We start from the raw sequence: 22665 nt of genomic DNA, 5'->3' as shown, positions 1-22665 counted from the left end.
TCCCCTGACCCGACACCCCACACTTGTCCACCGGCTTGTGTCCAACCCCTGTACCGGATGCGGAGTGTGGTTATGGTAACTGCGAATCCAGGGGGAGGAGCAGGTTGATGTCGATTGTGGATACACCGAGCGCGACGGACACGTCGGGCTCGGCGGCATCGGGGGTCGTGCCGGCACCGGGTCGGATCGAGCCCGCGCTGGTGCGGGTGTCGGTGCTCGGTGGCAACACGCAGCTCGACATCGCGTTGCCCGCGGCGGTTCCGCTCGCCGCATTCATCGGCGAGCTGGTGACGCAGATCGAGTCGCGTAGACCGGCGGAGAGGGACGTCGACGACGCCGACACGGGTTCCGACGATCACCGTCCACATGCCCACCGCACCCAGTGGACGCTCGCGCCGATCGGTCAGGACACGTTGCCGGTGACTCGGTCCTTGGCCGAATCCGGTGTGCGCGACGGCGATCTCCTGATGCTGACGACGGCATCGACCGGCGATTCCACGGCGTTGTTCGACGACGTCGTCGACGCCATCGCACGACTCAACGACTCCCGCTTCGCGAACTGGTCGGCGACGGCGGCACGGATCGTCGGGCTCGGGTGCGCCGTGCTCGCGTCGGTGGTGGCCGGGGTGTCCGTACTCGGTGTACGACTGACCTCCGAGGCGATGTGGCCCGCGGCGGTGGTGTCGGTGTCGGTGCTCGCGCTGCTCGTCGCGGCGACGCTGATCGCGCGGCGCAACGGTGATCCGGGGACTGCGACCGCCATCGCGGCCGCGGCGTTCACGCCGGCGTTCGCCACCGGGATGCTCTGCGTTCCAGGAGGTTTCGGGCCGGCGCATCTGGCGCTCGGGGCCACGGTGGTCCTGCTGACCGTCGTGGTCTCGTATCGGCTGACCACGGTCGGGCCGGTGCTGCACGCCGCCGCGTCGACGACGGCCGCACTCACCGCATCGGCTGCGGTCACCGCACTGCTGACGACCATGACCCCCGCCGACCTCGCCGCGGTGTGGGCGGCGGTGGGCCTGGCGACGGTTGCGGTGGCCCCACGAATGACCATGGTGCTCGCCACGTTGCCGTTGCCACCGGTACCGACGGCGGGAGCGAACCTCGACTCCGACGACCTCGAACCCGCGCCGGCAATCGAGGGCATCGGCGCGATCGGTGCGATGGCACTGCCCCGGGCCGATGCCCTGGAGCGGCGGGCGCACCTGGCGAACGCCTACCTGACCGGCATCGTCATCGGTGGTGTCGTGGTCACCGCGACCGGGGCGGTTCTCACCGTCGTGCCGTGGCCGCAACATCCGACGGTCCCGGCGATCTATTCGGTGGTCGTCGCGGCGGTCCTGTGCCTTCGCGGACGGTCACACACCGATCTCACACAAGCCTGCGTGCTCACGGTCGGGGGTGCGCTCGCGGTCGCCGCGCTGACGATGTCGCTCGCCCTCGCCGGGGGTCACCGGCCGCTGATCGGTTTCGGAGTGGCGATGGTGTTGCTGATCATGGCGGTCCTGCTCGGTGTCGTCGCACCGAACCGCGAATTCTCCCCGGTGATGCGGCGGACCGCCGAACTCGGCGAGTACCTCCTCGTCGGAACGATCGTGCCGCTGCTGCTCTGGGTGCTCGACGTCTATCAGATGGTTCGGGACATCTGACATGCGTCGCCGTGGCCCGGCACTGCGGCGCATGGTGACGCTGACCACGGTCGCCGCCATCGCCCTCGCCGTTTCGGCGCTCCCGGCTGTGCCCGCACATGCCATCACCCCGCCACAGGTCTCTCCTGGCGCCCTGGTCCGCGGCGCCGGGGTCGGCCCGCCTGAGCCGACCGAGCAACGCACACTGTGCGCCGAGCCGTTGCCGGCAGGATCGCAGTCGACGCCCTCCGCAGCTCAGACGATGATGAACCTCCCTGGTGCGTGGCGATTCTCGCGCGGCACGGGACAGCGGATCGCGGTGATCGACACCGGGGTCACACCGCATCCGCGTCTACCCCGACTACGTGGCGGCGGAGACTATGTCTCCACCGGGGACGGCCTGTCCGACTGCGATGCGCACGGCACCCTGGTCGCCGGGATCATCGCGGCGAGCCCGTCGGACCGCGACGGGTTCGCCGGCGTCGCACCGGATGCGTCGATCATCTCGATTCGACAGTCCAGCAACGCCTTCGACGCCAAGAGCCGGCGGAGCGAGCTGCCCGACGCGACCGTCGGCAGTGGATACGGATCGGTACGCACACTGGCCGCCGCCGTGGTGCGTGCCGTGGACCTCGGCGCCACCGTGATCAACATCTCCGAGGTGGCGTGCGTACCGGCCGGGACGCCGCCCGGCGACTCATCTCTCGGCGCAGCCGTCCGCCACGCCTATGAACGAGACGTGGTGGTGGTCGTCGCAGCCGGCAACCTCTCGCCCGGATCTGCTTGCGCCACACAAAATCCCGACCCCGATCCAGCCGATTCCGGCGGATGGGGTTCGGTACAGACCATCGCCAGCCCGGCCTGGTTCGGCGACTACGTACTCGCCGTCGGATCGGTGGACGGCGGTACCGGCCGGCCGAGCGGTTTCAGTCTCCACGGCCCCTGGGTGGACGTGGCCGCACCCGGCTCGGAGATCGTCAGCCTCGACAGTTCCCCGCGTGGCACCGGGCTCGTCGACGCCCAGCAGGGCGATTCCGGTCCGCTGCCGCTGCTCGGCACCAGCTTCGCCGCGCCGTATGTCGCGGGGACCGTGGCGCTGGTCCGCGCCCGGTACCCGCAGTTGTCGGCGGGTGAGGTGATGGACCGCGTGGTACGGACCGCACACGCTCCCGGGACCGGTCATGACCAGGCGATCGGGTACGGCGTGGTGGATCCGGTCGCCGCGCTGACCGCGGAACTGCCGGAAGAACCCGGCCCGGCACCCATCGCCCGGATCGCCGCGCCCGCACCACCACCGACCCCCGATCACACCGCCCGCGACACCGCCCTGACCGGTGTCGGGGTCACCGTCGCGGCGATCATCGCGGTGATCGCGGTGTCCATGCCCTTCCGGAGGAATCGGAGGCTCGATCCCGACGAGTTCTGACCCACATCAGCCGTCACCCGGCACCCATCGCGCTGTATCGACCATCACGCTGCGATCAGCGCACCACCTGTGCCGATGTCGCACGCGCGGTCGTTCACGGGCAGGTCACCTTGATCTCGTAGGGCTTGGTGACCGGCTTGGTGGGATGCGCGAGGTCGATCCCGTTTGCCTCACCGGTGATGGTGTACGAGTTGCCGGACTTGGTGACCTCACCACTGCCCTGTCCGGTCCCCTTGTGGTAGGCGAGCGTCACACCGTTGAGGGAGCCGAGGGCGACCGACTGCACCTCGGGCGAATCCCCGGACGTCAGGACGACGCCGATTCCGGCGGCCCCGGAGGTCGAACCGATGCCGATCGTCACCTTACCGGCGACTTCTGTGCATCCGACGCTGTTGTCCGCCAGATCGAGTGCCTTTCCGTCGACGGTCACCGAGGCACCGCCCCCGGCACTCGCCGAGTTCGCGGCACCCGTCGTGGAGCTCGAACCGGAATCGTCCGATCCGCACGCGGTGAGGGCGACGGCCACTGCCGCCGTCCCCAGAACAGCAGCGATCTGAACCTTGCGCATCATGAGGCTCCTGGGCCGTAGTGAGTCACCCACCTGATCGGCAGGCTTGCCCAGAATCTTGCCCCTGTCCGCGAGGTTGCGCGTCCCGATCGGCGTTATCGGTCGACCACCGGTGGGTTCCGCTACTTCGTGGCGCGCGCCGGACGCAGTTCCCGCGGCAGTGCGAAGGTCAGCGTCTCCTCGGCGGTGGTGACGGTCTCGACGTCGGCGAAGCCGTGGTCGCCGAGGAAGTCGATCACCCCACGCACCAGCACCTCCGGCACCGATGCACCCGAGGTGATGCCGACGGTGCTGACCCCCTCGAGCCAGGCCGGGTCGATCTCGCGGGCGTAGTCCACCAGATGGGACGCCGCCGCACCGTTCTGCAGGGCCACCTCCACCAGGCGCACGGAGTTGGACGAGTTCTTCGACCCCACCACGATCACCAGCTCGCAGCGTGGGGCCATCGCCTTGACCGCGACCTGTCGGTTCTGGGTGGCGTAGCAGATGTCGTCGCTGGGCGGATCGTTGAGCTCGGGGAACTTCTCCCGGAGGCGCCGCACCGTCTCCATGGTCTCGTCCACCGACAGCGTCGTCTGCGACAGCCAGATGACCTTGGACTCGTCACGCACGGTCACGTTGTCCACGCTGTCGGGGCCGTCGACGAGCTGGATATGTTCGGGGGCCTCGCCGGCGGTCCCCTCCACCTCCTCGTGTCCCTCGTGGCCGATCAGCAGGATGTCGTAGTCGTCGCGCGCGAAACGCTTGGCCTCCTGGTGCACCTTGGTGACCAGCGGACAGGTGGCGTCGATGGTCTTGAGGCTGCGCGCGGCCGCGGTCCGGTGGACCTCGGGCGAGACCCCGTGTGCGGAGAACACGACGATCGCCCCCTCGGGTACCTCGTCGGTCTCGCCGACGAAGATCGCACCGCGTTCGGCGAGGGTGTCCACGACGTGACGGTTGTGCACGATCTCCTTGCGGACGTAGACAGGAGCTCCGTGCTTGTCGAGGGCCCGTTCCACCGTCTCCACCGCACGATCGACGCCGGCACAGTAGCCACGCGGTTCGGCGAGCAGGATGCGCTTGGATTCAGCCATGACCCCCAGGGTACGTGTTGGCCGACCCGGTCAGAGGTGGCAGAGTGTGGGAATGGTTCGCGCACCGTATCCGGCACGCATCGCCGCAGGTCTCATCGTCACCGCCATCGAGGAGACGCGTAAGCTGCCGACCCTCATCGTGACCCTGCCGATGACCGCGATCAGCCAGACGCTGCAGGTCGGGATGCGGGCACAGCAACAGATCGCCGAGTTGGCCATCAAGGGTGACGCCGCCCTCGAGTTCATCTTCGACTCCCCGTCCGAGGAGCCGTCCTGGGCGCGCTTCGACGAGGACGAGATCGATGTCACCGAATCGGTCGTCCCGATCGAGTCGGCGAGCAGCGCGACCCGCCCCACCCCCGCGGCGCTGAGCACGCCGACGTCCGTCCCGTCGGCCGACACCGGCGACACCGAAGGCACGGGCACCTCCACCGACGACGCGGACATCGACACGCCAGACGGCGCAGCAGACACGGTGAACAGCCAGATCACAGACACCGACGAGTCCCCGACGACCCGTACCGATGCGGGCCGTTTCGCGCTGTACAGCTCGGCGCCGGCCGACGTCGTCGCAGCAGCCAACGGTGTCACACCGACCTCCGAGGCTGCCTCCGCCGACGACTCCGACAAGCCCGAGGTGGTCGTCCTGCTCGACTACGAGACCCTGACCCTGGCGCAGTTGCGCGCCAAGCTGCGGTCGGTGGGCGTCGACGACCTCGAAGCACTGCTCGTCCACGAGAAGGCCGGCCGCAACCGGGCGCCGTTCGTGACGATGATCGACAACCGGATCAGCTCGGCCACCGCGAAGCGCCCGTCCCAGTCGTGATCCTGTCGGTCGTGATCCCGTCGGCAACGATCCCGTCAGGCGTGATCCGACGGTGACCACATCCGCGAACTCGGCGGACAATCCATGGCCGGTCCGCACGGTCAACACCAAGATCGCCGACTGGATCCACAAGCTCGGCCAGATCTGGGTGGAGGGGCAGGTCACCCAGATCTCCCGCCGCCCGGGCACCCGCACGTCCTTTCTCACCTTGCGTGACCCGGCCGCCGACATCTCGATCTCGGTGACCTGCAGCCCCGACCTGCTGGCGCGCTCAGAGGTGCCGATCACCGACGGCGCCCATGTGGTGATGCTCGGTCGGCCCAGCTTCTACACCGGTCGCGGCACCCTCTCGTTGCGGGTCACCGACATCCGGCCGATCGGCATCGGGCAGTTGCTGCTGCGGATCGAGCGGTTGCGGCAGCTCCTTGCGGCCGAGGGCCTCTTCGATCCCCGTCTCAAGCGGCCGTTGCCGTTCCTGCCGCGCACCATCGGGCTGATCTCCGGACGGGCCAGCGCCGCCCAGCGGGATGTGGTGTCGGTGGCGTCCGCCCGCTGGTCCTCGGTGCGCTTCGACATCCGCGACGCCCCCGTTCAGGGGCCCACCGCGGTGCCGCGCATCCTGACCCATCTCGCCGATCTCGATGCCCACCCGGACGTCGACGTGATCATCATCGCCCGTGGTGGCGGCAGTGTGGAGGACCTGCTGCCGTTCTCCGACGAGGCACTGTTGCGGGCGGTCTCGGCCTGCACCACACCGGTCGTCAGCGCGATCGGGCACGAACCCGACAATCCGCTGCTCGACGTCATCGCCGATCTGCGCGCCGCGACCCCGACCGATGCGGCGAAACGGGTGGTTCCCGATGTCGCGGCCGAGCTCGCCGGCATCGCCGCGCTGCGTCACCGCAGCGCACATGCCCTGCGCAACTGGGTGCACCGGGAGGAACGGGTGCTCGCCGGGTTGCGGGCGCGCCCGGTGCTGGCCGATCCGCTGTCGATGATCGACCGGCATGCCGACCAGGTGGAGCGGCTGCGCGCCGACGCCCGACGGGACGTGCGCCGGCTGGTCGACGCCGAGGACCGGCGCACCGAGCATCTGGCTGCCCGGCTCGGCAGTCTCGGCCCGGCCCAGACCCTCGCCCGCGGCTATGCGGTGGTGCAGCGCGTCGACACCGATCCGGCGCAGATCCTGACCTCGGTCGGCCAGGTCGCCGATGGCGCCGCACTGCGGATTCGGGTGGCGGACGGATCGGTGCACACCGCCGTCACCGGGGTCGACCGGTCTCCGCAGCACCACCACGACACCGAGACAGGCCCGAACACCCCCCGCCCGAACACCCCAGAGGAGGACCAGTGAGCCCGCGCGGAAAGTCCACCGACGACGCCCCCGTCCCGGTCGGCGAACTCGGCTACGAGCAGGCCCGCGACGAACTCGTCGAGGTGGTCGCGTCGCTCGAACGCGGCGGTCTGGACCTCGATGCCTCACTGGCGTTGTGGGAACGCGGCGAGGCGCTGGCCAACCGCTGCGAGGAGCACCTCGCCGGCGCTCGGGATCGGATCGAGGCGGCGATCAACGACGGTGACGAGGACGAGAACGACGAGGAGGACTGACCGGCCTGGTCAGTTCCCGGTCGGCAACTCGGTGAGGATCGCCGCTCCCCCGGCCCGCTGCGTCAGCGGTTGCTGCGCGAGCACCAGCCCGGCCATCCGCTCCAGGTCGTCGTCGGAACCGCGGGACATCACCGCGATCCGGACGTCACCGAGATCGGTGATCCAGAACTTGTTGCCGTCGTAGGTGCTGTAGGTGATCCACCTGTGGCCACCGATCTCACGGGAGCCGGTGTCCGACGACACCTGGTCGCCGCCGAGCTTGTGCTCCACCTCGTCGACGGCGGCGTCGGTCTGGGTGAGCTGCAGATACGACCCGGCGGAGGTGAGCCAGCCGACGTTGCTGGCGAGGTGGGTCTCGATCGAGTCCCGGCTGCCCGAGTTCGGTTTCCAGCCCTCCGGGGTCGGTGGCCGCCGGATCGGGAACGGCATGGTCTGCGCGTCGGAATCGAGTGCGGCGGCGACGTCGAACGTGGGCCGCTTGTCGTCGCTGGCGGTGCCGTTGAGCCCCACCGAGCAGTTGCCGGACGCGATGGCGACGAACGCACAGATCACGAGCAGCGGGATCACCGACCAGATCATGTCCTTACCGCTGGTCAGGATGCGCGGTTTCTGTGCCATGCCCGCCAGTATTCCAGCCGGACCCCGAGTGATCTGTCGCACGTCCGACAGGAGGGGTTCAACGGCAGGGTGGCCGACCGGCCGTGGGGTGTGACATGCGAGGATAGGCGAGAGAGCCACGTCGCACGCCGAGGAGTCGAAGAACATGACCGAAACCAACCATCAGGCACCTGACCGCAACCTCGCGATGGAGTTGGTGCGAGTCACCGAAGCGGCCGCGCTGGCCGCCGGACGCTGGGTGGGGCGCGGCGACAAGAACAGCGGCGACGGTGCCGCCGTGGACGCGATGCGCGAACTGCTGTCGACGGTGTCGATGCGCGGTGTGGTGGTGATCGGCGAGGGCGAGAAGGACGAGGCGCCCATGCTGTTCAACGGCGAAGAGGTCGGCGACGGCACCGGTCCCGACTGCGACGTCGCGGTGGACCCGATCGACGGCACCACCCTCATGGCCGAAGGCCGCCCCAACTCGATCTCGGTGATCGCGGTCAGCGAGCGCGGCACCATGTACGACCCGTCGGCGGTCTTCTACATGGACAAGATCGCCGTCGGCCCGGAGGCCAAGGGCGCGATCAACATCAACGAGTCGGTCGAGTGGAACGTCAACTCGGTGGCCAAGGCCAAGGGCATCGACGTCGCCGACCTGACCGTCGTCGTGCTCGACCGTCCGCGTCACGCCGACCTGATCGGTGAGATCCGCCAGGCCGGCGCCAAGATCCGGCTGATCTCCGACGGCGACGTCGCGGGCGCGATCGCCGCGGCCGGCGACTACAGCACCGTGGACATGCTGATGGGCGTCGGAGGCACCCCCGAGGGCATCATCACCGCGGTCGCGATGAAGTGCATGGGTGGGGAGATCCAGGGCAAGCTGTGGCCGCGTAACGCCGAGGAGCGCCAGAAGGCCCTCGACGCCGGCCACGACCTCGATCGGGTGCTGACCAACGACATCCTGGTGAGCGGTGAGAACTCGTTCTTCTGCGCCACCGGCGTCACCAACGGCGACATGCTGCGCGGTGTGACCTACCGCCGGGGCGGTGCCACCACCCGTTCGCTGGTGATGCGTTCCAAGTCGGGCACCATCCGCCGTATCGAGGGCGTGCACAAGACCGAGAAGCTGCGCGAGTACGCCCGCATCGACGTCTAGTCGACACCGTCTGCGACACCTCTTGCGACCCTCGTCGCCTCCCCGCCACCACGGCGCGGAGACGACGAGGGTCGCGCATTTGTGTCCTGACCGCCCGCGATACGATTTGCGACGTGAGCAAACCAGCCCTTGCTCCGGAGTTCCGCTATGCCGATTTGCTGCCCTCCGGCGCCGATGAGACCCCCTACCGACTGATCACGACCGAGGGTGTGTCGACGTTCGACGTCGACGGACGCACGTTCCTCAAGGTCGAACCCGAGGCCCTGGAACGACTGACCGCCGAGGCCATCCACGACATCAGCCACTTCCTGCGCCCCGCCCACCTGGCGCAGCTCCGCAAGATCATCGATGATCCCGAGGCATCCGGCAACGACCGGTTCGTCGCCCTGGACCTGCTCAAGAACGTCAACATCTCCGCGGGTGGTGTCCTGCCGATGTGCCAGGACACCGGCACCGCGATCGTGATGGGCAAGAAGTCCGAAGGGGTCCTCACCGGTTCCGACGACGCCGAGTGGATCTCCCGCGGCGTGTACGACGCCTACACCAAGCTGAACCTGCGGTACTCGCAGCTCGCTCCGCTGACCACCTACGACGAGAAGAACACGGGCACCAATCTGCCTGCGCAGGTGGAGATCTACGCGACCGAGCAGGGTCCGAAAGGGCCGGAGTACAAGTTCCTGTTCATGGCCAAGGGAGGCGGGTCGGCCAACAAGTCGTTCCTGTTCCAGGAGACCAAGGCCATCCTGAATCCCACGCGACTCCTGGAGTTCCTCGACGAGAAGATCCGGTCACTGGGCACCGCGGCCTGCCCGCCGTATCACCTCGCCGTCGTGATCGGTGGCACCTCGGCGGAATTCGCGCTCAAGACCGCGAAGTACGCCTCGGCCCACTACCTCGACACCCTGCCGACCGAGGGTTCGATGGCCGCGCACGGCTTCCGCGACATCGAACTCGAGGAAGAAGTGTTCGCGCTGACCCAGTCGTTCGGGATCGGCGCACAGTTCGGCGGCAAGTACTTCTGCCATGACGTGCGCGTGGTTCGTCTGCCCCGTCACGGCGCGTCGTGCCCGGTGGCGATCGCGGTCTCGTGCTCGGCCGACCGGCAGGCCCTGGGCAAGATCACCGCCGACGGTGTCTTCCTCGAGCAGCTCGAGACCGATCCCGCCAAGTACATGCCGGCCGTCGGCGTCGCCGAGGACATCGAGGGCGGCGAGGTCGTGAACATCGACCTGAACCGCCCGATGCCGGAGATCCTGGCCGAGCTGTCGAAGTACCCGGTCAAGACCCGCCTGTCGCTGACCGGTCCGCTGGTGGTGGCCCGCGACATCGCGCACGCCAAGATCAAGGAACGCCTCGACGCCGGCGAGCCGATGCCCGAGTACCTGCGGAACCATCCGGTGTACTACGCCGGTCCGGCCAAGACCCCGGAAGGAATGGCATCCGGCTCGTTCGGTCCCACCACCGCGGGCCGCATGGACAGCTATGTCGAGCAGTTCCAGGCCGCCGGCGGGTCGATGGTGATGCTCGCCAAGGGGAACCGCTCACAGCAGGTCACCCGCGCCTGCGACACACACGGTGGTTTCTACCTCGGCTCGATCGGCGGCCCCGCCGCTCGACTCGCCCTCGACTGCATCAAGAGCCAGGAGGTCATCGAGTACCCCGAGTTGGGCATGGAGGCGGTCTGGAAGATCGAGGTCGAGGACTTCCCCGCGTTCATCGTCGTCGACGACAAGGGCAACGATTTCTTCACCGATCCGGGAGGCGCGGTGACGGTGCCGCTCGGCGGCGTCAGGATTCGTTCCCGGGAGCGCTGACGGAGAAATCTCACACCTCCGGGCGGTCCGAGCGCAGTACCGTGAGTAAGGACAACCTTACAACCAGATCGGATCCCCGGAGGGGTGTGCACGTCATGACCGAACCGCAGTACCGCATCGAACACGACACCATGGGTGAGGTCAAGGTACCCGTCGACGCGTTGTGGCGGGCACAGACGCAGCGTGCGGTGGAGAACTTCCCCATCAGCCACCGGCCGTTGGAGCGCACCCAGATCCGTGCGATGGGACTGCTCAAGGCCGCATGCGCCCAGGTGAACACCGACCTCGGTCTGCTCGACGCGCAGAAGGCCGAGGCGATCATCGCCGCGGCCACCGAGATCGCCGACGGCAAGCACGACGACCAGTTCCCGATCGACGTCTTCCAGACCGGTTCGGGCACCAGCTCCAACATGAACGCCAACGAGGTCATCGCCTCCGTCGCCAAGGCCCGCGGCGTGGAGGTTCATCCCAACGACCACGTCAACATGTCACAGTCGTCCAACGACACCTTCCCGACGGCCACCCACGTCGCGGCCACCGAGGCCGTGGTGACCGACCTGATCCCGGCGCTGGACCATCTGCGGTTGGCACTGCTGGAGAAGTCCACCGAGTGGCGGGACGTGGTCAAGAGCGGCCGCACGCATCTGATGGACGCGGTGCCGGTGACCCTCGGCCAGGAGTTCGGCGGATACGCCCGGCAGGTGCAGGCCGGGATCGAGCGGGTGACGGCCACCCTCCCCCGCGTCGGTGAGCTGCCGATCGGCGGCACCGCCGTCGGCACCGGACTCAACGCCCCGGACGGCTTCGGCACCAAGGTGGTCGCCGAACTGCGCAGGCTCACCGGTGTCGACGCACTCTCGTTGGCACAGGACAACTTCGAGGCCCAGGCCGCACGCGACGGGCTGGTGGAACTGTCCGGACAACTCAAGACGGTGGCGGTGTCGTTGACCAAGATCGCCAACGACGTGCGCTGGATGGGTTCGGGTCCGCTGACCGGCCTGGCCGAGATCGCCCTGCCCGATCTCCAGCCCGGCTCGTCGATCATGCCCGGAAAGGTCAATCCCGTTCTGCCGGAGGCAGTCACACAGGTCGCAGCGCAGGTGATCGGCAACGACGCGGCGGTCACCTGGGGCGGCGGCAACGGGGCCTTCGAGCTCAATGTCTACATCCCGATGATGGCCCGCAACGTCCTCGAGTCGTTGACGTTGCTGGCGAATGTGTCCCGACTCTTCGCCGATCGGTGCATCTCCGGTCTGGTGGCACACACCGACCGCCTCAAGACCCTCGCCGAGAGCTCACCGTCGATCGTGACGCCGCTGAACTCCGCGATCGGCTATGAGGAGGCGGCCGCCGTCGCCAAGCAGGCGCTCAAGGAGGGCAAGACCATCCGGCAGACCGTCATCGATCGTGGCCTGATCGGCGAATCGTTGTCGGAGGCCGAACTCGACCGCCGTCTCGACGTGCTCAAGATGGCGAACCTGGATCGCGAGCGCTGACCCATCCCTGACCGACGCCGCCCCGCCACGAGGTCCCGTGGCGGGGCGGTTCTCGTCGGTCGCCGTTCCCGATGCCGGCGTGCCACACCGGGATCAGATCGGCGCCGAGGGCGCAGCCGCGGCGAGATGCCCACGCAGGGTGCTGGTCTCGTACTCATGGCGGTACAGACCTCGCCGACGCAGGATGGGAACGAGCTCGTCGGCGATCACCTCCAGGCCGTCCAGCAGCGCGTCCGGTTGCAGGTTGAAGCCGTCGATCGCGCCGGCGTGGAACCAGTCCTCGATGCGATCGGCCAATTGTTCCGGCGTGCCGACGAATCCACCATGTCCCGATCCCGAATACCGTGTCTCCCGAAGGTACTCACGCACCGTGGGGTTGGTCTCCCGGATCCGGGCGATGATCGATTCGCGGAAGCCCACGCTGCCCGCAAACGTCGCGAGGTCGACCGGGCCGTCGAGCACATCCTCCGGAAACGGTTCGTCGAGTTCGAGTTTCGAGGCATCGATCCCGATCGCATGCGACAGCCACCCCACCGCATACGCCGCCGGGCTGCGGTCGTGGAGGTCGTCGTTGCGACGACGCGCCTCGGCCTCGGTGCTGCCCAGCGACACGAGCAGTCCCGGCAGGATCTTGACATCGTCGGGGGATCGACCGAGGGACACTGCTCGCCGCTTCACCAGGCGGTAGTGGTCGACGGCGCCGGCGAGGGTCAGTTCCGCGGCGAACACCCCCTCGGCGACCCGGGCCGCGAGTTCACGACCCTTCACCGAGCCGCCCGCCTGGAACAACACCGGGTCACCACCCGGACCTACCGGCACCTGCAGCCGACCGTCGACGTCGAAGTGGTTGCCCCGATGGGCGGCGGCCTGTCCGGTTCGGGATGATTCCCACAGGGCCCGAACCACATCGACGAACTCGGCGGCGCGCTCGTAGCGGTCGTCGCGCTCCGGGACATCCGGTTGCCCGAAGTTCCGTGCCGGTGCCTGCCCGCGGGAGGTCACCACATTCCAGGCCGATCGGCCGCCGGACAGGGTGTGGAACGTGAGAAGCCGTTCGGCGAGTTCGACGGGATCGTTGAAGGTCGTCGACGCCGTCGACACGAGCCCGAGGTGTTCGGTCACCGCGGCGACGTGCGCCCAGTTGACGGTCGGTTCCAGATGGGCCGGGTTCGCATCGTAGGCCGGGTCGCCGAGTGCCGGGACGTCGGCCAGGAACACCGCGTCCAGGGTGCCCCGTTCGGCGATCCTCCCGATCGTCTCCCAATAGCCGGGGTCGACGAACGACTGCGGTTGCAGGCCCGGCGATTGCCATGACGCCGGGACATAGCCGAGCACCAGGGCGTTGATGCCCAGGACCACCTGTCCGTCACGCCGCGTCATGGTGTTCGCTCCTCGTCGTCGATGTGATCTTCTGCCACAGCGCTTCTCGCACGGACATCTCTCTCACGGGGCCACCAGCGGTTCGGGTGCGGCGAACGCACGTCGCCGCCCTTCGCGTGCCACCGGCCGGGGCAGACCGAGGGCGTCACGCAGGGGGCCCGGTCCCACCTGCCGGGCGTTCGCCAGCAGGCGCTCGGCCGCGTCGAGCAGCGCACCGATCGGCCGGTCATCGCTCGCACCGACCACCACCCCGATCTCCTCGCCTGCGGGGAGCTCGGCATCGGCGTCGACCACTGGGATCCGACCGCCCGCGCCGAGCACCAGATCCAGGACCGCCTCCGTCTGCGGTGGCGGCGGTGCATCCGAGGTGAACCATCCGATCACCGACGGGCCGGTGAGCGGTTCGGGAACGGTGAGCGGTCCGGCGATCCGGTACCTGCCGTCGAGATCCACGTGGCGGATCTCCTCGGAGCGGACGAAGATCCCGGTGGCGCGATCGGCGATCACCGACTCCACGGGCCAGCTCTGTTCGAGGTCACGCACCGCCACGGCGACCTCACCGACGAGCGCCGCAGAATTCGGGCGCGGTACCGCTGCTGTCGTTCCCTCTGCAGGCCATGGCCATCCGGGCACGGCGTGTGAATCGACGGTGCCCAGGACGAGGCCGCTACGACCCCGGGACAGATGTCCGGCCGATGCGACCCGTCGTGCCAGGTTGTAGGGATGGTCGCGGGTCGGCGTGGTGGCCGCGAGGACCCGCGCCTGTCGGGTGCGCGCTCCGAGGAGGGTGGCCGCGACGGTCGACTCGATGGTGGTCCGTGTGGCAGGTCGCCCGTCCACCCGGTCGATCCCGATGATGCTGAACGCCAGGGGAAGACGATCCCACCGCTGCAGGGCCGTCGGGTCGGCGAGCAGCCGGGTGACGTCGGCGCCCGTCAGACCCAGCGCAACATAGGGGGTCAATTGCCCTGTCCCCCACGCCCGAACGCGGAGAGGTCGGGCACCGGGTCGGTCCCGTTGACCAGCCAGTCCCCCACGATCCGCGCCTTGTACACGCGCGGGTTGTGGGATGCGAGGGTTCGCGCGTTGCGCCAGTGCCGGTCGAGCGCAAGGTCTTTCGACACGCCGGACGCGCCGAGCGCGTCGAAGACGGTGGAGGTGGCGGTCAGCGCGGCTTCGATGATGACCAGCTGGGCGTGGTCGGTGGCGACCTGGGCCTCGGTCACCAGCTCGGCGCGCCGATCGAGGTCTCCTGCCGCATGCGCGGCCGCGAGCCGGTCGAGAACCCTGGTCACCTGCCGCAGTGCCGATTCGGCGGCGAAGGCCTGCGTCGAGACCTCGCCGATCACCTGGAGCAGCTGGGGGTCACGTGCCGGCACCGGGTCCAGTCCCTGCGGGTAGTTCCGACGGCGATCGTGCAGTGCCGCGATGCCGTCACGCAATGCTGCACGGATGATCCCGGTGAGCACCGCGAGGATCGCCACCTGGTAGAAGTGCCCTTGGTAGACGAATCGTTCGGACACCGGGAAGACATCCCCGGGTTCGGCGGGAACATCGGAGTACGTGGCACTGCCGCTGGCGGTGGTCTGCTGACCGAAGCCACTCCAGTCGTCGATGAGCGTGACCCCGGCATCGTCGCGGCGGACCAGCGCCGTCAGCAGCGAACCGTCGTCTGATTTCCCGATGACGTCCAGCCAGTCCGCGTAAAGACTGCCTGTCGCATAGTATTTCGCGCCCGAGACGAGGTGGCGGTCACCGTCGCGTCGGACGGTGGTGGCGATCGCGGCGAGCGTGCGGTTGTCGGCCTCGGTCCATCCGCCGCCGACGAACTCACCGGTCAGGAACCGCCGAATCCATCGGTCGTTGCCCTCCGACGGGCGCGCGTTGAGCCGGTCCTCGACGAAGGCCAGATGGTTGCGGAAGACGTGGGCGATGTTCGGGTCGGCCTCGGCGACCCGGGACAGGACCACGAAGGTCTGTTCGAGCGATGCACCGAGACCGCCGTGGTCCTCGGGGATCCGGAGTCGGCCCAGTCCGCGCTCGTCGAGCTCGCGCACCAGGTCGTGAGCGAAGGTACGGTCGCGTTCCCGGGCGGCATCGTCGCGGGCGATGCGCTCGAGGACCGGCGCGAAGCGGGCGAGGAGGGCGTCCTCGTCGGCAGTCGACGGCTGCAGGTAGCTGAGGGTGACGGGGGCGTCGACGAGTTCGGTCATGGTGACTCCTCGGTACTGGTGTCGCGATCGCCGTACGGCCATCGCGATCGGGGTTGGGGAAGGTCAGAAGGTGGTGCCCGAGTGGGGCTGTACATCGGTGGCGAACAGGCGGTCCAGCCGGCTCACCACATCCTCGACGCGGACGTCCACCCGGCCCGCCGACGCGAGATGACGCCACGTGGTTCCGCCGAGGTATGCCGCGGCGAGCGTAGCGACGTCGACTGTCGCCTCGGCGGTGCGGCCGGTACGCGTCACCGTGCCGGCGGCGATCTCGAAGACCGCGGTGTTCGCGGGCAGTCGGCGATCCTCGACGCCGATCCGCACACCGGGGCCGTCCCCGAACCGCCTTGCCCGAAGTGCCGTTTCGACATCGACCAGGCGCAACCACGTCTCGTCATGGGGCCCGCCGAGTTCCACCGCGCGCTCGTCGGTCAGCGCCAACGGCAGCGGGTCGTCGAGTGCCGCCGAGTCGAGGTGGATGACGTCCACCAGGTCGAGGTCGAGCAGGTGCCGCCACAATCCGAACCGGGCGGCGTCGGTGAGTGCCACGAAGTCGATCACATCGATCGTCTTCTCCCGGCTGGTGAACCATGCCTCGGTGTCGCGGGGCCGATAGATCGCATAGCCCTCGTCGACGCCGTCGCGCGAGTGCACCGCGACATAGTGCACGGTGGGATCGGCGGCGCGGCGCAACTCCTGCAGCCGCCACCATCCGGGTGGGCGTTCGATCGCGCCCACCCCGTTCGTCCGGCGGTGGATCGCGGCGAGCAGTTCGGTGTCGGCGTCTGCGTCGACGATTCGCACAGATCCTTGTGCCGGCACCGATTCACGGAGCCGGGCACGGTGGGTGTCCACCCGCAGCGATCTCGCCGACGACGCGATGCCGTAGCCGAAGCGCTCGTAGATCCCGGCCTCGGAGGCCCGCAGGGTCGCGACGACTTCGCCTCGGCGGACGAAGTCGTCGAGCTGACGCTCGATCAGCGCCGTCACGATCCCGCGACGACGATGAGTCGGCAGCACACCGACGTGGGTGACGGCAGCGTGGGCCACCCTCGCTCCCCCGGGCACCACCAGTTCGCTGGTGTACGAGTCGGCACCACCCACGATCCGGTCACCGTCGAAAGCTCCGAGGTAGCGCCCGGTCTCGGTGACGGCGCTCGCGTCGACATCCCGGAACGGCAACCCGACCATGGACCGCAGGAATACCTTGAAGGCACTGTTGACCTGATCGGCTCCACTCAGCGCGGCGATGGTCGGCTCCGCGTGGACCGGAGACTCTCGAACCGCATCGGCAGCAACGGTGACCGTCATTCGCCCGCCTCTGAGTCGCGTCGTCGAACCCGCATGTCCTCATCTCCTCACCGATCTCGTGTGATCACCGCACTCTCGTGATCACAGCCGCCCCTCGTGGCCGGCCACCCAGCGAGCTTGCTCGCCGGGCGTCGTCACGCCCACCGTTACGCCCAGCGCGATTCTGGCCGACGCCCCCGCTCTCGGCACCTGCCCGGCGAAGCCGGGCCCCAGAGCTGCGACATACGCCACACATGTTGGACGACAGCGCATTACAGCCAGGCTCCAGCGTTCACCACAACTCCGGAATTCCCGATTTGCCCGATAGACCCAGGCTGGGTCCATGTGTGACCTCGGTGTGGTGCGCGACGTAACGTCGCTGCCTGTGCCGCCACCACCGCGGCGCTTCGCGGCGTCGGCATCATGCCGTGATCGCCGTACTGTTCGCTGTCGAATCTGGACGGACTACATTGAGACTCTTTCGGGGCCGAAACCGACTCCTCCTGGCGCTGACCCTGTTGGCCGCCACCGTGCTGACCGCCTGCAGCGGGAATGCCGGCGCGAAAGCCGACACCCTGGTCGTGGGGCTGTACACCGAACCGACCGCCATCGACCCTCAGCGAGAGTACTTCTGGGAGACCTTCCGGGTCGCGCGCAACGTGTACGAACCCTTGGTCCAGGAGGAACTCTCCTCTCCCACCGGTGTCACGAAGCTCGTGCCCGGTCTGGCGACCGCATGGCATTCCAACCCGGACGGTTCGGTGTGGACGTTCGACTTGCGACGCAACGTGAAGTTCCATGACGGGACCGACTTCGACGCCGCAGCATTGGATTTCAATGTCAAGCGGTTCAGTGACCCATCGTTCGAGTTCTACGATCAGAAGAGCGCCGCAATGCTCAAGGCGCGGTTCTCCGACCTACGTTCCACCAGGGTCGTCGACGATCACACCTACGAGTTCAGCTTCAATCACCCGTATCTGGGCTTTCCCCGGCTCCTGGCACAGTCCATCGGATCACCACTCGTCTTCAGTCCCACGGCGCTGCAGAAGTACGGAAACGACGGCCTCTCCGACCATCCCACCGGGACCGGCCCGTACACATGGGTGGAGCGGAAGGTGAACGACCACATCACACTTGCGCGCTTCGACGGATACTGGGGCGAGCAGCCCCACCTGAACCGACTCGTCTTCCGCACCATCGCCAACAACCAGAGCCGACTTGCCGCGTTCCAGAGCGGCGAGATCGACATCCTCACCCGGGTACAGCCGACCGATGTGAAGCTCCTGGAAGACCAGGGCGCCTCGGTCCCGACAGGAACGGGAGCACAGCTCGACTACGCATCCTTCTTGTTCGGCAACCGCTGGGCCCAGAATCCACAGGTCCGATCCGCGGTGGCACTGGCCATCGACCGCGACGGTATCGCCCGAAACATCTACTCGGGGTATGCACAACCGCTGTGGTCGTTCCTCAATCCTGGTAACGAGGCCTACGACGCCGACCACCGTGTCTATCGCCACGACCCCGAGCAGGCCAAGCAGATCCTCGCGACCGCCGGGATCGCCCCCGGACAGGTCTCGTTCAACATCATCGCCGACCTGGCGGGCCAACCCGAGGCCGAGTACATCTCGGACAACCTCAAATCCGTCGGGATCACTGCGCCGGTGATCGCCCTCGAACGCGGCAACTACGCCTCTCGCATCTCCAAGCCACAGCCCGACGACGGCTTCCATCTCGGTGAGTACGGCGGCACCTACCCGGAGTGGGTGCAGGAGGGTTTCACTTCCACGGTGCTGGCCAACGGCGGCCAGGCGCACGTCGACTACCCCGCCATCAAGCAGTCCTTCGACGCCGCCCGCTACACGTCCGATCCCACTGCACGGATCGGCCTGTGGCAGCAGGCCGACGGAGTGGTCGCCGGCTCGAACGCGGTGATCCCGACAGTCAACTTCACGCGGTACTACGCCGTGAGCCCCGATGTGCACGGCTTCGTGTGGCCCAATACCAACTGGTATGACCTGGGCCCGGTGACCAAGGCGGCCGGATGAGTTCGTCACCGGTTGCCGACGAGTTCACCACCGCCGCGCGGACCACCGCACCACCGGCCGGAGAGTGGCTGTCCTCCTTGGTGATCCGACACGGTCTGGCGCTGCGGATCTGTGGCCGCATCCTGATCGGAATTCCCGTCCTGTTCGTGATCTCGATACTGGTGTTCGCCGTCGGCAAGGCCAGCAGTGGTGATCCGATCGCCGCGACCCTCCATGGCACGCTCCCGCCCGATGCGATCGCCGACCTCCAGGCCGCCTATGGTCTCGATCACCCTCTCCCCCAGCAATACTGGGCATGGCTGAGCGGCTTGTCCTCCGGTGGTGGACGTTCGATCGTGAACGGCACCCCCGTGCTCGACACTCTCGGTACCGCATTCGTCAACACCCTGATCCTGACCGGTGCCGCCGTCACGGTATCGGTCGTGGTGGGCGTTGCCATCGGAACCGTCGCAGCGCTGAACCACAACTCGTTGGTCGACCGGATCATCATGCTGATGGTCCAGATCGGGTCGAGCCTGTCGGTGTACTGGTTCGGGCTGGTGCTCATCTGGGTCTTCGCACTGCAGTGGAAGGTGCTGCCGACCGGCGGCATGCGCGATGTCACCATGGATGGGTCGTTGTCGGACCTGATCGCGCACCTGGTCCTTCCTGCGTTCTCCGCCGCGTTGGTCTCGATGCTCATCATCGCGCGGTTCGCCCGTGCCGGCGTGATCGACGCCGCCGAATCCGACTACGTCCGAACCCTTCGCTCCCAGGGTGTGCCGCCGTGGCGGATCGTGGGCAAACACATCGGCCGCAATCTGGCACCGACGATCGTCAACCTCACAGGACTGGAGATCGGCACACTTCTCAGTGGGGCGGTGTTCGTCGAGTTCGTGTTCAGCTGGCCGGGTATCGGCACCGAACTGATGAATGCGATCAGTGCCCACGACTTCCCGGTGATCCAGTGCGGGGTACTGCTCGTGACCATCGTCTTCGTCCTGGTCAACCTGGTCACCGATGTCATCGGCGACCTCCTGAACCCCCGCCTGAGGACCTGACCATGTCGATCGCACCAGTCCTTGTCAGCCGCCCGCGGTGGACCCATCAGCCGCAGCTCGTCGCGGGAGTCGCCATCTTGCTGCTCGTGGCCGCGGTCTCACTCCTCGCGCCGTGGGTTGCGCCATACGACCCGATCATCGCCGACGCCGCCAACCGTTATCTGCCCCCCGGTACAGGCGGCCATGTCCTCGGCACCGACGAGCAGGGACGCGATGTGCTCAGCCGCATCATCTGGGGTGCGCGGGCCACGGTGGGGCCGACAGTCGCCGCGACCACCGTGGCCGTCGTCCTCGGGTCCGCGCTGGGCCTGCTCGCCGGCTGGTCACGATCGTGGTGGTCGGCACTGGTCATGCGGATCGTCGACATCATGTTCGCCTTCCCCGTGGTCATCGTTGCCTTCGCGCTCGCCGAGGCCATCGGGATGGGGGTCTGGGTTGTCGCCACGGCCGTCGTGTTCGCTGCCGCCCCCTACGTCGCCCGGGTGGTCTTCGCCGAGACCCGCCGCGAGCGCGAGAAGGAGTACGTGCAGGCGGCAACGACTCTGGGGGCCTCGACGCGGGGTGTGATCCTCGGCGAGTTGCTGCCGAATGTGGCCGCAGCAATCGTCGTGTATTGGACGAGTCTGATCGGGATACTGGTGGTGCTGGCCTCCAGCCTCAGTGCGGTCGGCATCGGTGTTCAGCCGCCGACACCCGACTGGGGACGCATGGTGGCCGAGGGCGCCAAGGTCCTGATCTCCGGCAGCCCGGTGGTGGCGCTGGCACCCGGGATCGCGATTCTCGTCGTGGCCTTGGCATTCAACTGGGTCGGCGACGGCCTTCGCGACGTCCTCGATCCGAACTGGGGAACACACTGATGACGACACCCCTGCTACGCATCGACGGACTGTCGGTACGGTTCGAGGGTCGGACGCGGCGCGTCACCGCCGTCGGAGATCTCAGCCTGGAACTGCGGCGCGGTGAGGCACTGGCGCTGGTCGGCGAGTCCGGATCCGGAAAGAGCGTGACCGCGTCGGCGATCGCCGGCTTGCTGCCGAAGGCCGCGGACGTCGACGGTTCGATCGTGTTCGACGGTCACGAGATGGTGGGCGCATCCGAGCGCCGGCTCCGCACGCTCCGCGGGGCACGGATCGGGACGGTGTTCCAGAACCCGGCGACGTCGTTCGACCCGTCGTTCACCATCGGCAACCAGCTCGTCGAACTGATCCGCCTGCATCGTCGGCTCAGCCGGCCGGATGCGCGCGAGGTGGCCGTCGAATGGCTACGGCGCGTGGGGATCTCCGATCCCGACCGCGTCCTTCGGAGCTTTCCGCACCAGCTCAGCGGAGGTATGCGTCAACGCATCATGATCGCCGTCGCATGTATCCCGCACCCCGACCTGCTGATCGCCGACGAACCGACTACCGCACTCGATCCGACGCTCTCGGTCCAGATCCTCGATCTCCTCGACGAATTGCGCTCCGAGCTCGGCATCACCGTGCTGATCGTGACCCACGATTTCGGGGTCGTCGCGCGGGTCAGCGACTCCGTGGCGGTGCTTCGAGGCGGTGAACTCGTGGAGACCGGTCCGACCCGGACGGTCCTCACCGATCCTGGGCACCCATACACGCGTCGGCTCATCGCCGCCGCGCCCGTCCTGCGCGCCGCTCCGGCGGCCGCGTCGAGCAGTCCGGGCCCGGACGACCCGGTGCTGGTCGCCGAGTCGCTGACACGCACCTTCGCGGCCACTCGCGACACCGGGACTTTCGCAGCCGTCGACGATGTGTCGGTGACCGTCCGACGCCACCGGACCCTCGGCCTGATCGGTGAGTCCGGATCCGGGAAGTCGACCCTTGCCCGGCTGATCGCCGGCATCGAGCACCCGACGTCAGGGCGCGTCACGCTCGTCGGCGCGACCGGGGTCCCGGGAGTCGACGTCGACACGTTGTCCCGGCACGACCGCGCGCGCCGCATCCAACTGGTGTTCCAGGACCACGGCAGCGCTCTGAACCCCCGCCGTCGTATCGGGGCGCAGATCGCGCGACCGATCCGGCAGGTGGTACCCGGCACCACGCGCGCGGAGTCGATCGCGCGGGCTCGTCGGCTGCTCGAGCAGGTCGGTCTCGATCCGGACTTCGCCGACCGCTATCCCCACCAGCTCTCCGGTGGGCAGCGGCAGCGGGTCGGTCTGGCGCGCGCCCTCGGCGTCCGGCCCGAGGTCATCATCCTCGACGAGCCCACTTCGGCACTCGACGTCACCACCCAGGCCGAGATCCTGGAGTTGCTGGCCCGGGTACGCGAGGAGACCGGGGTGACGTTTGTCCTGATCTCCCACGATCTCGCCGTGGTCCACGACTTCGCCGACGACATCATCGTGCTGGATCACGGCCGGATCGTCGACCGGTTCGAGGCCATCGATCTCACCGGCCGGGAACGGAGCCCCTTCACCCGCCGTCTGGTCGACGCCGTCCTTCCGGTCACGACCGACCCACTACCCATACCCTCCGGGAGCTGAGA

General features: G+C 68.1%; 19 protein-coding genes. 12 read left to right on the top strand and 7 right to left on the bottom strand.

What is annotated here, in order from left to right; genetic code table 11:
* Positions 1-107: 107 nt before the first annotated feature.
* Positions 108-1649, top strand: coding sequence for a type VII secretion integral membrane protein EccD (gene eccD, locus ACWDUA_RS10245; RefSeq protein WP_449750901.1), 1542 nt, complete (start codon positions 108-110; stop codon positions 1647-1649).
* A 1-nt stretch (position 1650) separates the two neighbouring features.
* On the top strand, positions 1651-3054 hold the full coding sequence (mycP, locus tag ACWDUA_RS10240) for a type VII secretion-associated serine protease mycosin (RefSeq protein WP_449750900.1): 1404 nt from the start codon (positions 1651-1653) through the stop codon (positions 3052-3054).
* Positions 3055-3148: 94 nt separating this feature from the next.
* On the opposite strand, the gene ACWDUA_RS10235 is transcribed toward mycP, so the two are convergent.
* Together ACWDUA_RS10235 and ACWDUA_RS10230 are read right to left on the bottom strand one after the other, a co-directional pair.
* Complete coding sequence (locus ACWDUA_RS10235; RefSeq protein WP_449750899.1) at positions 3149-3625, bottom strand: lipoprotein LpqH; 477 nt, start codon at positions 3623-3625, stop codon at positions 3149-3151.
* A gap of 119 nt (positions 3626-3744) precedes the next feature.
* Positions 3745-4698, bottom strand: a complete 954-nt coding sequence (locus ACWDUA_RS10230; RefSeq protein ID WP_449750898.1) for a 4-hydroxy-3-methylbut-2-enyl diphosphate reductase — start codon at positions 4696-4698, stop codon at positions 3745-3747.
* Between the two features lie 52 nt (positions 4699-4750).
* Between ACWDUA_RS10230 and ACWDUA_RS10225 the strand changes: the two genes are divergently transcribed.
* The 3 genes from ACWDUA_RS10225 to ACWDUA_RS10215 are packed head-to-tail and all read left to right on the top strand — an operon-like array spanning position 4751 to position 7132.
* The gene (locus tag ACWDUA_RS10225; RefSeq protein WP_449750897.1) at positions 4751-5524 is read left to right on the top strand and encodes a lipid droplet-associated protein; all 774 of its coding nucleotides are present in this window, start codon (positions 4751-4753) and stop codon (positions 5522-5524) included.
* Between the two features lie 52 nt (positions 5525-5576).
* Positions 5577-6878 carry an exodeoxyribonuclease VII large subunit gene (xseA, locus tag ACWDUA_RS10220; RefSeq protein ID WP_449750896.1) on the top strand — a complete coding sequence of 434 codons (1302 nt, stop codon included), beginning with the start codon at positions 5577-5579 and terminating at the stop codon, positions 6876-6878.
* Positions 6875-7132, top strand: coding sequence for an exodeoxyribonuclease VII small subunit (locus tag ACWDUA_RS10215; protein WP_449750895.1), 258 nt, complete (start codon positions 6875-6877; stop codon positions 7130-7132). The genes xseA and ACWDUA_RS10215 overlap by 4 nt, the downstream gene beginning before the upstream one ends.
* A 9-nt stretch (positions 7133-7141) precedes the next feature.
* On the opposite strand, the gene ACWDUA_RS10210 is transcribed toward ACWDUA_RS10215, so the two are convergent.
* A complete protein-coding gene (locus ACWDUA_RS10210; RefSeq protein WP_449750894.1) occupies positions 7142-7750 on the bottom strand; it encodes a DUF4245 domain-containing protein in 609 nt (202 codons plus the stop codon).
* A 145-nt stretch (positions 7751-7895) separates the two neighbouring features.
* On the opposite strand from ACWDUA_RS10210, the gene glpX reads away from it, so the two are divergent.
* The 3 genes from glpX (at position 7896) to ACWDUA_RS10195 (ending at position 12201) form a co-directional block, all read left to right on the top strand.
* The gene (gene glpX, locus ACWDUA_RS10205) at positions 7896-8891 is read left to right on the top strand and encodes a class II fructose-bisphosphatase (protein ID WP_449750893.1); all 996 of its coding nucleotides are present in this window, start codon (positions 7896-7898) and stop codon (positions 8889-8891) included.
* Between the two features lie 113 nt (positions 8892-9004).
* Entirely contained in the window at positions 9005-10705 is a 1701-nt protein-coding gene (locus ACWDUA_RS10200) for a fumarate hydratase (protein WP_449750892.1), read from the top strand.
* Positions 10706-10800: 95 nt separating this feature from the next.
* Positions 10801-12201 carry a class II fumarate hydratase gene (locus ACWDUA_RS10195; protein WP_449750891.1) on the top strand — a complete coding sequence of 467 codons (1401 nt, stop codon included), beginning with the start codon at positions 10801-10803 and terminating at the stop codon, positions 12199-12201.
* Between the two features lie 93 nt (positions 12202-12294).
* Here the strand turns inward: ACWDUA_RS10195 and ACWDUA_RS10190 are convergent, their stop codons facing one another.
* From ACWDUA_RS10190 to ACWDUA_RS10175, 4 genes are all read right to left on the bottom strand, one after another.
* Positions 12295-13581 carry an LLM class flavin-dependent oxidoreductase gene (locus ACWDUA_RS10190; RefSeq protein WP_449750890.1) on the bottom strand — a complete coding sequence of 429 codons (1287 nt, stop codon included), beginning with the start codon at positions 13579-13581 and terminating at the stop codon, positions 12295-12297.
* Positions 13582-13644: 63 nt separating this feature from the next.
* Positions 13645-14544, bottom strand: a complete 900-nt coding sequence (locus ACWDUA_RS10185; RefSeq protein WP_449750889.1) for a N5,N10-methylene tetrahydromethanopterin reductase — start codon at positions 14542-14544, stop codon at positions 13645-13647.
* The gene (locus ACWDUA_RS10180) at positions 14541-15794 is read right to left on the bottom strand and encodes an acyl-CoA dehydrogenase family protein (protein WP_449750888.1); all 1254 of its coding nucleotides are present in this window, start codon (positions 15792-15794) and stop codon (positions 14541-14543) included. The genes ACWDUA_RS10185 and ACWDUA_RS10180 overlap by 4 nt, the downstream gene beginning before the upstream one ends.
* Positions 15795-15857: 63 nt before the next feature.
* Entirely contained in the window at positions 15858-16985 is a 1128-nt protein-coding gene (locus ACWDUA_RS10175; RefSeq protein ID WP_449750929.1) for a GNAT family N-acetyltransferase, read from the bottom strand.
* 569 nt (positions 16986-17554) lie between these two features.
* Here ACWDUA_RS10175 and ACWDUA_RS10170 point away from each other — a divergent pair.
* The 4 genes from ACWDUA_RS10170 to ACWDUA_RS10155 are packed head-to-tail and all read left to right on the top strand — an operon-like array spanning position 17555 to position 22663.
* Positions 17555-19129 carry an ABC transporter substrate-binding protein gene (locus ACWDUA_RS10170; protein ID WP_449750887.1) on the top strand — a complete coding sequence of 525 codons (1575 nt, stop codon included), beginning with the start codon at positions 17555-17557 and terminating at the stop codon, positions 19127-19129.
* Positions 19126-20169 carry an ABC transporter permease gene (locus ACWDUA_RS10165; protein WP_449750886.1) on the top strand — a complete coding sequence of 348 codons (1044 nt, stop codon included), beginning with the start codon at positions 19126-19128 and terminating at the stop codon, positions 20167-20169. The genes ACWDUA_RS10170 and ACWDUA_RS10165 overlap by 4 nt, the downstream gene beginning before the upstream one ends.
* 2 nt (positions 20170-20171) lie before the next feature.
* Complete coding sequence (locus tag ACWDUA_RS10160) at positions 20172-21026, top strand: ABC transporter permease (protein WP_449750885.1); 855 nt, start codon at positions 20172-20174, stop codon at positions 21024-21026.
* The gene (locus tag ACWDUA_RS10155; RefSeq protein WP_449750884.1) at positions 21026-22663 is read left to right on the top strand and encodes a dipeptide ABC transporter ATP-binding protein; all 1638 of its coding nucleotides are present in this window, start codon (positions 21026-21028) and stop codon (positions 22661-22663) included. Before ACWDUA_RS10160 ends, ACWDUA_RS10155 begins: the two co-directional genes overlap by 1 nt.
* The last annotated feature ends 2 nt before the right edge of the window (positions 22664-22665 follow it).

This window comes from Gordonia sp. NPDC003376 (assembly GCF_053589235.1).
Note: the sequence above shows the minus strand (reverse complement) of the source record. Positions and strands in the feature narration are given on the sequence as shown.

Bases quoted from the DNA above. Each gene is read 5' to 3' on its own strand.
- eccD (WP_449750901.1), top strand. From the start codon at position 108: ATGTCGATTGTGGATACACCGAGCGCGACGGACACGTCGGGCTCGGCG.
- mycP (WP_449750900.1), top strand. From the start codon at position 1,651: ATGCGTCGCCGTGGCCCGGCACTGCGGCGCATGGTGACGCTGACCACG.
- ACWDUA_RS10235 (WP_449750899.1), bottom strand. From the start codon at position 3,625: ATGATGCGCAAGGTTCAGATCGCTGCTGTTCTGGGGACGGCGGCAGTG.
- ACWDUA_RS10230 (WP_449750898.1), bottom strand. From the start codon at position 4,698: ATGGCTGAATCCAAGCGCATCCTGCTCGCCGAACCGCGTGGCTACTGT.
- ACWDUA_RS10225 (WP_449750897.1), top strand. From the start codon at position 4,751: ATGGTTCGCGCACCGTATCCGGCACGCATCGCCGCAGGTCTCATCGTC.
- ACWDUA_RS10210 (WP_449750894.1), bottom strand. From the start codon at position 7,750: ATGGCACAGAAACCGCGCATCCTGACCAGCGGTAAGGACATGATCTGG.
- glpX (WP_449750893.1), top strand. From the start codon at position 7,896: ATGACCGAAACCAACCATCAGGCACCTGACCGCAACCTCGCGATGGAG.
- ACWDUA_RS10195 (WP_449750891.1), top strand. From the start codon at position 10,801: ATGACCGAACCGCAGTACCGCATCGAACACGACACCATGGGTGAGGTC.
- ACWDUA_RS10190 (WP_449750890.1), bottom strand. From the start codon at position 13,581: ATGACGCGGCGTGACGGACAGGTGGTCCTGGGCATCAACGCCCTGGTG.
- ACWDUA_RS10180 (WP_449750888.1), bottom strand. From the start codon at position 15,794: ATGACCGAACTCGTCGACGCCCCCGTCACCCTCAGCTACCTGCAGCCG.
- ACWDUA_RS10175 (WP_449750929.1), bottom strand. From the start codon at position 16,985: ATGGTCGGGTTGCCGTTCCGGGATGTCGACGCGAGCGCCGTCACCGAG.
- ACWDUA_RS10165 (WP_449750886.1), top strand. From the start codon at position 19,126: ATGAGTTCGTCACCGGTTGCCGACGAGTTCACCACCGCCGCGCGGACC.
- ACWDUA_RS10160 (WP_449750885.1), top strand. From the start codon at position 20,172: ATGTCGATCGCACCAGTCCTTGTCAGCCGCCCGCGGTGGACCCATCAG.
- ACWDUA_RS10155 (WP_449750884.1), top strand. From the start codon at position 21,026: ATGACGACACCCCTGCTACGCATCGACGGACTGTCGGTACGGTTCGAG.